This is a genomic window from Muricauda sp. SCSIO 65647 (genome assembly GCF_021534965.1).
Taxonomy (GTDB): domain Bacteria; phylum Bacteroidota; class Bacteroidia; order Flavobacteriales; family Flavobacteriaceae; genus Flagellimonas_A.
Genome location: NZ_CP091037.1, coordinates 3644825 through 3659101, shown reverse-complemented (window position 1 = coordinate 3659101; position 14277 = coordinate 3644825). Strand labels below are relative to the sequence as shown.

The 14277-nt window shown below is 43.4% G+C and carries 12 protein-coding genes; 7 read left to right on the top strand and 5 right to left on the bottom strand.

Annotated features, from left to right (window positions below; translation table 11 throughout):
* The first annotated feature begins 6 nt into the window (after positions 1–6).
* The 7 genes from ilvD to glgP all read left to right on the top strand — a co-directional run bounded on the left by ilvD (position 7) and on the right by glgP (position 9908).
* Positions 7–1683: a dihydroxy-acid dehydratase gene (ilvD, locus tag L0P89_RS16250; RefSeq protein ID WP_235266170.1), complete on the top strand. Its 1677-nt coding sequence runs from the start codon at positions 7–9 to the stop codon at positions 1681–1683.
* A 10-nt stretch (positions 1684–1693) separates the two neighbouring features.
* Positions 1694–3427, top strand: a complete 1734-nt coding sequence (ilvB, locus tag L0P89_RS16245) for a biosynthetic-type acetolactate synthase large subunit (protein ID WP_235266169.1) — start codon at positions 1694–1696, stop codon at positions 3425–3427.
* Between the two features lie 12 nt (positions 3428–3439).
* Positions 3440–3970, top strand: a complete 531-nt coding sequence (ilvN, locus tag L0P89_RS16240; RefSeq protein ID WP_235266168.1) for an acetolactate synthase small subunit — start codon at positions 3440–3442, stop codon at positions 3968–3970.
* 21 nt (positions 3971–3991) lie between these two features.
* Positions 3992–5464 (top strand): ketol-acid reductoisomerase, encoded by a 1473-nt coding sequence (gene ilvC, locus L0P89_RS16235; RefSeq protein WP_235266167.1) that lies wholly within the window; start codon positions 3992–3994, stop codon positions 5462–5464.
* Between the two features lie 59 nt (positions 5465–5523).
* Positions 5524–7116, top strand: a complete 1593-nt coding sequence (locus L0P89_RS16230; protein WP_235266166.1) for an NADP-dependent glyceraldehyde-3-phosphate dehydrogenase — start codon at positions 5524–5526, stop codon at positions 7114–7116.
* 43 nt (positions 7117–7159) lie between these two features.
* On the top strand, positions 7160–7870 hold the full coding sequence (locus L0P89_RS16225; protein ID WP_235266165.1) for a DUF4197 domain-containing protein: 711 nt from the start codon (positions 7160–7162) through the stop codon (positions 7868–7870).
* Between the two features lie 397 nt (positions 7871–8267).
* Complete coding sequence (gene glgP / locus L0P89_RS16220; RefSeq protein WP_235266164.1) at positions 8268–9908, top strand: alpha-glucan family phosphorylase; 1641 nt, start codon at positions 8268–8270, stop codon at positions 9906–9908.
* Here the strand turns inward: glgP and L0P89_RS16215 are convergent.
* The 5 genes from L0P89_RS16215 to L0P89_RS16195 form a co-directional block, all read right to left on the bottom strand.
* Positions 9902–10312, bottom strand: a complete 411-nt coding sequence (locus L0P89_RS16215; RefSeq protein WP_235266163.1) for an EthD family reductase — start codon at positions 10310–10312, stop codon at positions 9902–9904. The two genes, glgP and L0P89_RS16215, sit on opposite strands and share 7 nt — an antisense overlap.
* Before the next feature lie 31 nt (positions 10313–10343).
* Entirely contained in the window at positions 10344–10796 is a 453-nt protein-coding gene (locus tag L0P89_RS16210) for a nuclear transport factor 2 family protein (RefSeq protein ID WP_235266162.1), read from the bottom strand.
* A 32-nt stretch (positions 10797–10828) separates the two neighbouring features.
* Positions 10829–11677, bottom strand: coding sequence for a GNAT family N-acetyltransferase (locus L0P89_RS16205; protein WP_235266161.1), 849 nt, complete (start codon positions 11675–11677; stop codon positions 10829–10831).
* A gap of 120 nt (positions 11678–11797) precedes the next feature.
* On the bottom strand, positions 11798–12640 hold the full coding sequence (locus L0P89_RS16200; RefSeq protein ID WP_235266160.1) for a class I SAM-dependent methyltransferase: 843 nt from the start codon (positions 12638–12640) through the stop codon (positions 11798–11800).
* Between the two features lie 185 nt (positions 12641–12825).
* Positions 12826–14241 carry a M1 family aminopeptidase gene (locus L0P89_RS16195; RefSeq protein WP_235266159.1) on the bottom strand — a complete coding sequence of 472 codons (1416 nt, stop codon included), beginning with the start codon at positions 14239–14241 and terminating at the stop codon, positions 12826–12828.
* Positions 14242–14277 lie beyond the last annotated feature (36 nt).

The following is a 14277-nucleotide window of genomic DNA, read 5'->3' as shown; positions in this document are numbered from 1 at the left end:
CTTTTAATGGAATTGAACAAATACAGTAAAAATGTTACCCAAGACCCTACCCAGCCTGCAGCACAAGCAATGTTGCATGCCATTGGGCTTACTCAAGACGACCTCAAAAAACCATTGATAGGCATTGGTAGCACAGGTTATGAAGGTAACCCCTGCAATATGCACCTGAATGAACTTTCAACCTATGTGAAGCAGGGTATCCAAGAAGGGGATTTGGTCGGATTGATTTTCAATACCATTGGGGTCAGTGATGGAATCTCGATGGGCACGTATGGAATGCGCTACTCGCTACCTTCGCGTGATATTATCGCCGATTCGATGGAAACCGTGGTACAGGCCATGAACTATGATGGACTTGTCACCGTGGTGGGCTGTGATAAGAACATGCCGGGCGCCTTGATGGCGATGATTCGCTTAAATCGTCCTTCGGTATTGGTCTATGGGGGTACCATAGCTTCGGGTTGTCTCAATAATAAAAAACTGGATGTGGTCTCTGCGTTTGAAGCCTGGGGCGAAAAAGTGGCCGGTACCATGAACGAAGAAGAATATAGGGCGGTCATCCAAAACGCATGCCCGGGGGCTGGTGCCTGTGGAGGCATGTACACGGCCAATACCATGGCCTCGGCCATTGAGGCATTGGGCATGGCAATGCCCTATAACTCATCCAATCCCGCTATTGGGCAAGAAAAGAAAAATGACTGTATCGCTTCGGGCAGGGCCTTGCGGCACCTATTGGAAAAAGACATAAAACCAAGTGACATCATTTCTAAAAAGTCATTGGAAAATGCGGTACGACTGATAACCGTTCTTGGCGGTTCGACCAATGCTGTGTTGCACTTTTTGGCCATTGCAAAAGCCGCTGAAATCGACTTCGGGTTGGATGATTTTCAGCGAATCAGCGATACCACACCGTTTTTGGCCGATTTGAAGCCAAGCGGAAAATATTTGATGGAAGACGTGCACCGTATTGGTGGTATTCCGGCAGTGATGAAATTTATGTTGGAAGAGGGAATGCTACATGGTGACTGCCTTACAGTGACCGGTAAGACGCTGGCCGAAAATTTGGAGGAAGCTCCAGACCTATCGGAAAATCAAGATGTGGTCAGAAAAGTGGACAATCCCATCAAAAAAACGGGCCACCTAAGAATTTTATATGGAAACCTTGCCGAAAAAGGTTCCGTAGCAAAGATTACGGGCAAGGAAGGACTCCATTTCTCAGGTCCCGCAAAAGTATTCGACGGCGAATTTGAAGCCAATGATGGCATCAAAAACGGAAAGGTGAAAAAAGGCGACGTGGTCGTGATCCGCTACGAAGGTCCAAAAGGGGGTCCAGGAATGCCAGAAATGTTGAAACCGACCGCAGCCATTATGGGTGCGGGCTTGGGCAAAGAAGTGGCCTTGATAACAGATGGCAGATTTTCTGGCGGAACGCACGGTTTTGTGGTCGGGCATATTGCTCCCGAAGCACAGGAAGGCGGTGCCATTGGTCTGGTCAAAGATGGCGATATTATTACCATTGATGCCGAGAGCAATACCATTTCGGTCGATTTGACCAGTGAAGAACTCGGTAAAAGAAAAGCAAACTGGAAACAACCAGATTTAAAAGTTAGAAAAGGAAGTTTATACAAATATGCCAAGACCGTCTCATCAGCCTCAGAGGGCTGTGTGACCGATGCATTATAATCTTGGGGATATGGAAACATTGAAAGCACAAAAGAAGAAAGCTGAAGAAAAAAAGGCCAATAGAATAAGCGGTGCCGAAGCCATTATTCATTGCCTGTTGGCCGAAGGTGTCGATTTGATTTATGGCTATCCTGGGGGTGCCATAATGCCCGTTTACGACGAGCTCTATAAGTTTCAGGATAAATTGACCCATGTACTTACACGCCATGAGCAAGGGGCCACACACTCCGCTCAAGGTTATGCACGGGTCAGCGGCAGGGTAGGGGTCGCCATGGCCACTTCGGGTCCTGGTGCCACGAACCTGGTCACAGGTCTTGCAGATGCACAGATCGATTCGACTCCCATAGTATGTATTACAGGTCAGGTGCCTCGACATCTATTGGGTTCTGATGCCTTTCAAGAAACAGATATCGTAGGTATTTCCACTCCCGTCACAAAATGGAACTACCAGATCACAAAGGCTTCCGAGATTCCCGAAATCTTAGCCAAGGCCTTTTACATTGCCAAATCAGGAAGACCAGGCCCAGTATTGATAGATATCACCAAGAACGCCCAGTTTGACGAACTGGATTTCCATTATGAAAAATGTACCGGCGTCAGAAGTTACAAGCCCGCACCCAAGCCAGATTTAAACGCAATCGAACAAGCGGCAGAATTGATCAACAAAGCCAAAAAACCGTACATCATTTTTGGTCAAGGGGTAATTTTGGGAGAGGCCGAAGAGCAGCTCAAAGAACTGGTCGAAAAAACAGGTACTCCTGCAGCTTGGACAATCTTAGGCCTATCTGCCATGGATACCGATCATCCCTTAAATGTCGGTATGGTGGGCATGCATGGTAACTACGGCCCCAATGTGTTGACCAATGAGTGTGATGTACTGATTGCCATTGGCATGCGTTTCGATGACCGTGTAACAGGAAATTTAGACACCTATGCCAAACAGGCAAAGGTCATCCACTTTGAGATCGACCCTGCCGAGATCAACAAAAACGTTAAAGCTGACATTGCGGTATTGGGCGATGCCAAAAAAACATTACAATTGTTACTTCCTTTGGTAAACCAAAACGAGCACAGGGCTTGGCGGGCAGAATTTGATAAAAAGTATGAAGAAGAATTTGCCACGGTGATCGAAAAAGATATCCATCCTACAAAACCCGGTCTTACCATGGGTGAGGTAATAGAGCAAATCAACAAGGCCTCAAACCATGAAGCGGTCATCGTGACCGATGTGGGCCAGCATCAAATGATCGCGTGCCGCTATGCCAAGTTCAAACAGACCAAGAGCAATATTACCTCAGGGGGTCTGGGTACCATGGGCTTTGCCCTTCCTGCGGCCATTGGGGCCAAGATGGGGGCCATGGATAGGGAAGTGGTCGCCATAATCGGCGATGGCGGTTACCAAATGACCATTCAAGAATTGGGTGTTATTTTTCAGCATGATGTTCCTGTGAAAATCGTGGTTTTGAACAATGACCACTTGGGCATGGTACGGCAATGGCAAGAACTGTTCTTTGAAAGCCGTTATGCGTCAACGGTCATGACAAATCCTGATTTTGTGAAAATTGCCGAAGGATACCATATTCAGGCCAAAAGGGTAGAAAAACGCGAAGACCTCAAAGATGCCGTCAATGAAATGATGGCCTCGAAGCATCCATACTTTTTAGAGGTTCGGGTCGAGAAAGAAGACAACGTGTTTCCGATGATTCCCTCTGGGGCTTCCGTATCTGACATTCGATTAAAATAATTCGCATTCCACATGGAAAAACAATGGTTTACCATATCGGTCTATTCTGAGAACAGCGTGGGCCTTTTGAACAGAATTTCGGGCATTTTCTTGAAACGGCACATCAACATCGAAAGTTTGAACGTGTCAAAATCCGAAATCGAACACGTGTCAAAATTCACGATCGTCGTTTTTACGACGGAGGACTGGACACGAAAAATTGTACAACAGATCGAAAAACAAATCGAGGTCATCAAGGCATTTTACCATACCGATGAAGAAACGATTTATCAAGAATCGGCCTTGTTCAAGATCGCCTCGGGATTGTTGTTCGATGAACCGCAGATCCAAAATGTGATCAAAGAGAGCAAATCGACCATTGTCACGGTCAATAGAGAATTTTTCGTGTTGGCCAAAACCGGAAGAAGACATGAAATCGATGAAATGCACGACGATTTGGAGCCTTTTGGCATTATGCAGTTTGTACGTTCGGGCAGAATTACGGTGACCAAGACCAAAATGCCCATTACAGAAATACTAGAAGAATTTAATTTGACCGATTAAAAAACAAATAGAACATAGAAAATGACAAATTACTTCAACACACTATCGCTTCGAGAACAACTATTGCAACTGGGTAAATGCCGGTTCATGGAATCTTCTGAGTTTGCCGATGGTGTGACCGCCTTAAAGGGAAAAAAAATCGTAATCGTCGGTTGTGGCGCCCAAGGTTTGAACCAAGGGCTCAACATGCGCGATTCTGGTCTTGATATTTCGTATGCGCTTCGTGAAGCGGCCATCAAAGAGAAAAGGCAGTCTTACAAAAATGCCACAGAGAACAATTTCACTGCGGCCGGTTATGAAGAGTTGATTCCAAAGGCCGATTTGGTCATTAATCTGACGCCCGATAAACAGCACACCAATGTGGTCAGTGCGGTCATGCCCTTGATGAAAAAGGGCGCGACCTTATCGTATTCTCATGGATTCAACATTGTGGAAGAAGGCATGCAGATCCGTGAAGACATTACGGTAATCATGGTTGCGCCCAAAAGTCCGGGATCTGAGGTACGCGAAGAGTACAAAAGAGGTTTCGGCGTACCCACACTGATCGCCGTGCACCCTGAAAATGACCCGGAGGGCAAAGGCCTGGAACAGGCCAAAGCGTATGCTGCTGCCACAGGCGGCCACAAAGCCGGGGTGTTGGAATCTTCTTTTGTCGCCGAAGTAAAATCAGATTTGATGGGTGAGCAGACCATTCTCTGCGGATTGCTGCAAACGGGTTCCATCCTTTGTTTTGACAAAATGATCGAAAAGGGCCTTGATGCGGGCTATGCCTCCAAATTGATTCAATACGGATGGGAAACCATCACCGAAGGTTTGAAGCACGGGGGTATCACCAACATGATGGACCGACTCTCAAATCCTGCGAAAATAAAGGCCTTTGATTTGGCCGAGGAGTTGAAGGAAATCATGCGACCACTCTTTGAAAAGCACATGGACGATATCATGAGCGGCCATTTTTCGACGACCATGATGGAAGACTGGGCCAATGATGACAAAAACCTATTGACATGGCGGGCCGCAACAGGTGAAACGGCCTTTGAGAAGACGCCTGCGGGCGGTGAGGCCATTTCAGAGCAAGAATATTATGACAATGGCGTACTCATGGTCGCTTTTGTGAAAGCAGGGGTAGAACTGGCGTACGAGACCATGACCGAATCGGGCATTATCGGTGAATCGGCATACTACGAGTCACTGCACGAAACCCCCTTGATCGCAAATACCATAGCCCGAAAAAAACTGTTTGAGATGAACCGCGTCATCTCCGACACGGCAGAATATGGTTGCTATCTCTTTGACCATGCCTGTAAGCCCCTGTTGGGCGATTTCATGAAAAAAATAGATGTCGATGTCATCGGCAAGACTTTTGGTGAAGGGCGTGACAATGGAGTGGACAATGTGAAATTGATTATCGTCAACAAAGCCATTCGTGAGCATGATGTAGAAGTTGTCGGAGCACGTCTAAGGGCTTCAATGACCGCCATGAAACCCATATAACATACTAGCAAGAATTGGCCAAGAATCGACCAATTCGACATTCAGAAATTGTGAAAATTATGGAAACAGCCACAACATTGATTCCTGATAATTTCCAAATAAAAGAGCAGATACACCAAAGAACCTATTTGGTCAACGGTGAACTGCGAGAGTGGAACGGTGCGACCTCAGAAGTGATCTCAACCATTTCCTCCACTCAAGAATACCGGCCGACCGTGTTGGGCAGTATTCCCAATATGGCCGAACCCGAGGCACTTGATGCGCTAGATGCCGCTATGAAAGCCTATGACCGTGGTCAGGGCGTGTGGCCGACCATGAAGGTGAAAGACCGCATAGCGTGCATGGAGGCGTTCGTGAAAAAGATGGAGCAAAAACGTGAGGAAGTGGTCAAACTGTTGATGTGGGAAATCGGAAAATCAATGCCCGATTCCTATAAAGAATTTGACCGCACCGTAGAGTACATCTATGATACCCTTGAAGAGTACAAACAATTAGATCGCGATTCGGCCAAATTTCATAAACACGATGGGGTATATGCCCATATTCGTCGTGGACCATTGGGAGTGATACTCTGTCTGGGGCCTTACAACTATCCGCTCAACGAGACCTTTACGTTGTTGATTCCCGCGATCATCATGGGCAACACCACTATTTTCAAACCGGCCAAGCACGGGGTACTATTGATAGCCCCATTGCTGGAAGCCTTTCAAAGCAGCTTTCCCAAGGGGGTGATCAATGTTCTTTTCGGAAGGGGCAGGGCCATTGCGGGACCCATTATGAAAACAGGAAAGATAGATGTGTTGGCCTTGATCGGCAACAGCAAATCGGCCAATGCATTGCAAGATCAGCACCCAAAAAGCAATCGTTTACGATTGGTATTGGGATTGGAGGCCAAAAACCCGGCGATCATATTACCTGATGCCGATTTAGATTTGACCGTAAACGAGGTCATCTCGGGAACCCTTTCGTATAATGGGCAGCGCTGTACAGCCTTAAAAGTCATTTATGTACATGAAGATGTTACAGATGAATTTTTGAAACGTTATGCAGAGCGGGTCGATAGTCTCAAATTTGGTAACCCTTGGGATGAGGGGGTACATTTGACGCCCCTGCCCGAACCTGGCAAACCCGGATACATTCAAGAATTGCTCGACGATGCCATAGAAAAAGGGGCCAAAATCATCAACAAAAAAGGCGGGGAGCGCTTTGAAAATTTCATATGGCCCGCCGTAGTGCATCCTGTGACCAAAAACATGCAGGTATATGAAGAAGAGCAGTTCGGGCCGATTATTCCCGTGCTTTCGTTCAGCGATATAGAAGAACCGCTACATGATATGGCCGAGTCGAACTATGGCCAGCAAGTGAGTTTGTTCGGTAAGGATGTGTACACCCTATCACCTTTGATAGACACCCTGGCCAACTTGGTTTGCCGCGTGAACCTGAACAGCTCATGCCAACGGGGGCCAGATGTATATCCGTTTACGGGCAGAAAAGACTCTGCCCAATCGACCTTGAGTGTTCACGATGCCCTGCGTTCGTTCTCGATCAGAACCTTTGTGGCGTTCAAAGACAACGAATTGAACAATGAAACGGTCGAGCAACTGTTAGAGGCCAAGGCCAGCAACTTTTTGAGTACCGATTATATCTTGTGAGATAGAGTATCTTTGACGCTAACTTTAACCTCAATCCATGTCTATGAAAAAGTTGCGCAATGCTACGACACTGGTTTCACTGTTTTTCTTTCTCGGTTGTGCCGAATTACAGCAAGTGGTCAACAATCTGCCGACCGGCGAACCGGTTTCGCAAAACGACATTATCCTCGGACTCAAACAGGCCTTGGAGTTTGGTGTAGGCGAGGGGGTTGACCTTTTGAGCAAAGAAGATGGCTATTTTAAAGATCAAGCAGTAAAGATCTTATTGCCCGAAGAGCTTAAAAAAGTAGATGAGGCACTGCGAAAAATTGGCCTGTCTTCATTGGCCGATGAAGGATTAAAGGTTTTGAACAGGGCGGCAGAAGACGCCGTTAGCGAAGCCAAACCTATCTTTATCAATACAATAAAGGGCTTTACATTTGAAGATGCCAAACAACTATTGGTCTCAGAGAACGATTTGGCAGCCACACAATACTTACAACAAAAGACGACCTCACAACTACAAACTGCCTTTTCACCCAAGATCAAGGCTTCTTTGGGCAATGTGGGTGCCGACAAAATTTGGAAAGATATCATCAATAGATACAACACCATTCCCCTGATAAAGCCCGTAAACCCGAATCTCACCGAATACGTGACCGAAGAGGCCATCAAGGGACTTTTTGTGAAAGTGGGGGATAAGGAGACGGAAATTAGAAATTCAGTGAGTGCACGCACCACGGCCTTGTTGCAGAAAGTCTTTGCATTGCAATAAAACCACAAAGCCTTTTATTGGTCAGTCAAAGGTTAAAACCCAGCTCCCGTTAGCATCGGGATTGATTGCGGTTACTTTCAGTTTCTATAGATTTTTATCATTCAAAAAGTTATTCGTTATTGGTGAATGGTTTATAGTGGTGGCACTGTTACCCATTAACATTTGACAAAAAGCAATTTCATTGCGCATCAAAACCTATGGACGTTCAGTCCGTAGTGGTTTAGTTTTCATCAATTGCAGATGTCTCATCTGTATCCCAATATTTTATTTCAAAATGTTTGGTAAAAAAACATTGAAATTGAGGATTTGAAAAAAATAATGCTAAATCGTGAATATTTTTTAGAGCGCACCATTTCTTTTGTAATGTTGCGCTATTTTTGGCGCTAAAACCAACCTTATGTCCCACGAATACTCCACTTGGAAACATCCATATAATCCATCAAAAAAGTACAATAAACGAGTGGCCTATTTCAGTATGGAGTTTGCCATAGATCAAGCTTTGAAGATTTACTCGGGCGGACTTGGATTTTTGGCAGGATCCCATATGCGATCGGCTTTTGAGTTGAAACAGAATATGATCGGGGTCGGTATGTTGTGGAAATATGGTTATTATGACCAATCACGCAACCAAGACCAGACCTTGAAACCCGAATTTGTAGAAAAAACCCATAATTTTCTTGAGGATACCGGAATTCAGGTGAAAGTCAAGATACACGACAACCCTGATGTAAATGTCAGGGCCTATGTGCTCAAACCCGAGGTTTTTGGTACGGTGCCCCTTTATTTGTTGTCGACCGACGTAGAGGGCAACGACCATCTTTCAAGAACCATTACGAACTATCTCTACGATGCCAATGAGGCCACCCGTATATCGCAGAGCATTGTTTTGGGAGTTGGTGGCGCAAAAGTGGTCGAGGCCCTGGGTGGTGCGGATATTTACCACCTGAACGAGGGCCATGCCCTTCCCGCTTTTTACTACCTGAAAGATAATGGAGTGAAAACCGAACAACTTGTCTTTACTACCCATACCCCAGAAAAGGCCGGCAATGCAGAGCGTGATATCAATTATTTGAACCAATTCGGATTTTTTGGTAAAACATTGGCCGAAGAGGAATTGAATGAGGAAATGGTAGCCGGAGGGATGCTCAGCTATACCGTGAGTGCCCTAAAAATGGCAAAAAAGACCAATGCGGTCTCAAAACTGCACGGTAAGGTTTCCAAAGAAATGTGGAAGCCCTATGCGAACAATGGTGCCATTATTCCCATTACGAATGCCCAGAACCTAGGGTATTGGCAAGACCCTGAATTGAAAAAGGCCTGGAAAAACAAAAAGGAAAACGCTTTCTCAAAGCGAAAGCTTGTGCTCAAAAAAGAACTGTTTGAAACGGTATTGGACCAAACGGGAAAAATATTCGACCCGAACGTACTGACCATTGTCTGGGCCCGTAGGTTTGCCGGTTACAAGAGGGCCGATATGCTGCTTTACGACTATGGGCGGTTCGAAAAATTGGTGAACAATACCAAGTACCCCGTGCAGATCATTTGGGCGGGCAAGCCTTACCCGATGGACTGGTATGCCATCGATATTTTCAACAAGTTGGTACATACTACCAAATACTCAAAAAATCTGGCGGTATTGACCGGATATGAAATGGAGCTCTCAAGAAAATTGAAGCAAGGCTCAGACGTTTGGTTGAACACCCCTAGAATAACCCGTGAAGCATCGGGCACCAGTGGTATGTCTGCCGCTTTTAATGGGTCGTTGAACGTCTCTACCGATGATGGTTGGATTCCTGAATTTCGGAAGAATGGCAAGAACAGTTTTGTGTTGCCGGCCTTAGACCACACATTGCCCGTTGAAGAACAGGATAGGGAAGATTGCGCCAATCTTTACGATATTCTAGAGAAAAAAGTAATTCCCACGTATTATGACAGACCTGAAAAGTGGCAACAGATGATTTTTAAGGCTTTAGATGACGTGGTTCCTGAATTCACCAGCGAACGTATGGCCAAACAGTACTACGAAGAGCTTTATTGAATTACTTCACTAATTTGAACGACCGGTTGAATATTGGTGTAGTTCGGAATGTCACCTACGATTTTTTCCGCATTTGGCCCGAAAGCATTTTGATAGTCTGCAAGCGTGTCAAAGTAAAAATAGCCGATGGCCAGGTACGGAATGGGCTCATCGGGTGTTCTACCGGCTATTCCCTTGTCGATTGCCATGGCCTTCATGGCATCACCGAACAGACTTGCTGCCATGGGCATGTGTTTGGTGGAGTAGTAGTCCATGTCAAAGGTTTTGCCTTCACCGTTCGGATATAGAATCGTCACTTTGACCATTCCGTTTTCAATTTTTGGGGTATCGGCTGACCGGGTCTGTTGAAAGCCCATGAGCAATATAGCGGCGCCGAAGAGCAAGAGAGTGATTTTTGTTTTCATTTGATAGGGATATAGTGTGTTGTTTTTCTCATCAATGTTGGGCGGAATCATTAAACTGCCAAAGCACATTCACAATTTGCCATTTGCCGTTCAGTTTGACAATGTGCATATAATCGATCCATTCATCCGCTATTAGTTTCACTGAAGCCGTTTTGTCGAATACGTCGAGAATAACGACTTCCTTTTTTGGGTTTTGGGGAAACCCATCACCATTTTCATTATAAGTTTCTGATAACAGAACCATGGCGTCGGTAAAGGTTTCCCTCAAATATTCCTTGTTTGTTTCTTTGTCTTTCCAAAACGTTCTTTTGACCATTCTTGGATGCGCTGAACGTTCAAACTGGTCGGGTCGCACATTATGCTGGGCTTCGATATAATCTAACGCAGCTTGCTTTATAGCTAAAGAGTCTTGTCTGGTTTGGGCCTTGATATTCGATGTTAATAGAAAAATCAAAGATATCGTCAATAGGCTAAATCGCTTCATAAAATTTTCTATGGGTCATTGATACATTATAGTTAATCCGATAGCTTATCGTTGCCGGTTGTTAACGTCATTTCCATTTCGAATTGATCGATACTATTGTTCAGTCCGACAAGCCTTAAATTATCAAGTTTTTCTTTCAGTCGTTCATCAACATTGTTAATTTTTATGGTCGCGGCCACCTGTTTGATTCCCGAAAAAAGTCTTTTCCATCCATTTTTTTCGGTACTCAACAAATCGAACTGCGGCAAATAGCCTTGGTCGGGGTCAATGATGAAAAAAGATTCCGGTTGGTTGTCATGTAGTACATGAAAAAACCTGTAGTTTCCTTCCACTATCGATTCTTTCTGGTTGTCCCAAGAATATAGTTGCTGATTGGGCAAGCTTGTCCAATCAATGTGCTTTACATCCATCTCCCTTATTTCAACTTGAACAGACGGGTCGATTTTTAGCTTTCCTTTGAAGCATTTGTACTTTTTGCATGTTTCGAAACCGACACCCTTGTACAAACGAATGGCGATATCATTTTTGGTGATCACTTCCAAGGTACTTTTTTCAACCCCTTTTTTCACGAAATCCCTAAGGGCATGTTCGTAGATGGCCTTGACTATTCTTCTTCCCCTGTATTCTGGAATAACGCCGGTTCCTGTATTAAAAGCCACTAATGTTCCATTTCTTTTATCTATGGCGTGAATGATAAAACCGACCAATTTTTCGTTGTCGAACATGCCGTATGAGCAATTAAAATCGACCTTGGCCGCTTTCCACCGGTTTTCGTAATAGCTCTTTTCGGTGGGCACGGGTACGAAATAGTCGTTAAAGGCCAACAAAAAACAGTTTAGCAACTCGTCAAATGATGTATTCGATAAATTTTTTACGATCATCTTTTTAGTGATGGGGATATGTTACGGTTCAGCAAAGTGCAGCATTTATGGCCATCAATGGCTTATGGGCATAGCCCATATTACGTATACACATTGTTACGGGACGTTTTCCCATATTTTTCATTTTTCACATTTTGTAAATAGTACATTGTCTCCATTCCATAGATCACTTTCAGGCAAAATATCTGCTCGAAATTCAATGTTTCTAAAATTCTGCTGTTTCAGCATTGTGGATATATCTTTTTGGGAGAAGAAATGCGTCCAAAAACGGTAGTTATTAAGATTTCCGCTGTTTTCAATAATTGTATGCTGAAACATAATTACTTTTTCCTTTTCGTACAGGAATGATTCCGACAATGCCAAATATGGTGTTTCTCGCCAAAACCCCACCTCACATACTTCCCAAGTTCTGGGGGATAGTTTTTCGTTCAAATCCGTGTCTTTTAAAACGTCGAAAATGAAAATGCCCCCTTTCTTTAAAGCAAAGAAAATATTTTCTAAGAGCTGTTCCCTTTCTGTTGGTACCAATACGCCAAAATCAGTATAAATGAGAACTATTACATCATATTGTTCTTTTCCTAGATCAATATCCAAATAACTTCCATTTTTATACGCAATGTTTAATCCTTTTTCTTTTGCGGATCTAATCGCATAATCTATTGAACTTTTAGAAATGTCTATACCCGCTACTTCATGTCCGCTTTTCGCAAAAATCTCAGCATACAAACCCGGACCACAACCCAAGTCCAAAATCTTCAGTTCTCCGCTTGAATCATGGCTCTCTAAAATCCACTGGGCTGTTTTTTCAATTGTGGATTTCTTGCGACTACCGATGTCAATATCTGGATTTAGGTGCACTTGAAGTAACTGCTTTGAGATATATGGGTCGGTCCACATAAACGAAGTTCCTTTTTCGTAAAGGTTTGGTTTTGTTACTTTTTTAATTATTTCGTTTATATCCATTTAAGTTTCTTGATTATCAGAACATGCCATTTTATTCGTGTTTTTAAATGCCCTAAAATGGCTTCATATATGAGAGGTAGCGGGTTTCTACTCAATCACTTTTTGGTTTTGCACTGACCGTGGTTTTATGCTTTTGCTTATCACTTTAATCCGGTATTGGTTATAGACATTGTTGGCTGTAGTTATTACAAACTAAGTTTCCTTTCAAGCTCTTTTTTACTGGTAGCGTCTATTTTGAAAACCGGGATATCGTCTGTATAATCAATCGAGAGCCCATTTGGCACTTGATCTTGAAAATTGATCAGCTCTCCGTTAACAATGTATTTTTCAAATTGCAACGCAACACTTGAGTGGTTCAGGTATTTAGATAGTGTCCTCAAAAATAGCGACTGATTTATTCTCGTTGTTCTATCTTTTAACGACAAGGCTAATAATTCATGCATTAAATCATCGAGGCTCTTTGTGTAGTTAGATTCTTTTTTTATCTGATTGTCGATAAGAAAAGCATATAAAAGACCTCTTCTGTATGGGAGCTTTTGGTATTTTGCATAATTGCCCCAATATTCCTGAAGTGTTAACTTGGAATTGGGGGTGTTTTTAACAGGGTCTTGGTAATGGGGAATAATAACTTCACTATTCAAAATTTCTACATACTCAGCCACATTCAATTGGTTGGCTTTTAGCTGTAACTTATATGAATAGTAGTCGGTAAAGCCTTCACTAAACCAATATTGCTCTACTTCATTTTCATTAAGAATGGTTCTTCCGATCCATTTGTGCAACAATTCATGGTTATACAACCACCTCATGTGTTTTAGGGAAACTTTGTCATTGTTGGAAGCAAAAGAAATGAAAGATGATGAAAAGCCACTACCCCCGACTGAATACCATTCTTCATATGTAGGTACAAGTGAAACCGAAAAATTGCCCTTTCTTGGATCGTTCCAAAATTCATTTTGAGACTTGATGGTTTCCTTTAATAACTGATATATATCGTGATCCGTAAATGGTTTCCAATTGCCTCTGGTCAAAAAATATACGGTGTCTTTTTCTAGCGGAAAAGAATACCTTCTAAAATCTCCTCCTATAAAGAAAGAAGCATACAAATCTTCTCTGTCTACACTTATATTTTGAACGTTGTCTTTTCCAAAACTACTGTGGTATAGACTATTGGCTCCTTCTGCCTGATAATTAATTTTGATATTCGCACGGGTAGAATCTGCAGCAAAAACACGCTCTGGAACCATAAACAATCTCATGCCCAAAATGTGAAAGAAACGCGAGTCGATCATCGGTCTGTACCTTTTCTCATTTAAGGGCAAACCCTCATAATCTTGACTGATTTGATAGCGAATAACATTGATAATATTTGGGTCGGTTTCAATAATTATTTGACTGCTATCCCTAAAAAATTCAATTCTTTTGGCTTTTGGAACAACCTGAAAGCTCTTGATACAATCAAAAATATTGCTATCTCCCCATGATTCATTTTCATAGCGCAATCTTACCAAACCATCTTTATCGCTCGAATAATTGAATTCCACTTCCAAAACAGGAGTGGTTTCTTTCAGTTTTGATTGAACATTGTATTCAACATCCACTGCTGAAGAATTTTTTGTTTTGATACAACCAACGCA

Coding starts and splice junctions, on each gene's coding strand:
- ilvN (WP_235266168.1), top strand. CDS start 3,440: ATGGAAAAACAATGGTTTACCATATCGGTCTATTCTGAGAACAGCGTG.
- L0P89_RS16205 (WP_235266161.1), bottom strand. CDS start 11,677: ATGATCGTAAAAAATTTATCGAATACATCATTTGACGAGTTGCTAAAC.
- L0P89_RS16210 (WP_235266162.1), bottom strand. CDS start 10,796: ATGAAGCGATTTAGCCTATTGACGATATCTTTGATTTTTCTATTAACA.
- ilvC (WP_235266167.1), top strand. CDS start 3,992: ATGACAAATTACTTCAACACACTATCGCTTCGAGAACAACTATTGCAA.
- glgP (WP_235266164.1), top strand. CDS start 8,268: ATGTCCCACGAATACTCCACTTGGAAACATCCATATAATCCATCAAAA.
- L0P89_RS16225 (WP_235266165.1), top strand. CDS start 7,160: ATGAAAAAGTTGCGCAATGCTACGACACTGGTTTCACTGTTTTTCTTT.
- L0P89_RS16215 (WP_235266163.1), bottom strand. CDS start 10,312: ATGAAAACAAAAATCACTCTCTTGCTCTTCGGCGCCGCTATATTGCTC.
- L0P89_RS16200 (WP_235266160.1), bottom strand. CDS start 12,640: ATGGATATAAACGAAATAATTAAAAAAGTAACAAAACCAAACCTTTAC.
- ilvD (WP_235266170.1), top strand. CDS start 7: ATGGAATTGAACAAATACAGTAAAAATGTTACCCAAGACCCTACCCAG.
- L0P89_RS16230 (WP_235266166.1), top strand. CDS start 5,524: ATGGAAACAGCCACAACATTGATTCCTGATAATTTCCAAATAAAAGAG.
- ilvB (WP_235266169.1), top strand. CDS start 1,694: ATGGAAACATTGAAAGCACAAAAGAAGAAAGCTGAAGAAAAAAAGGCC.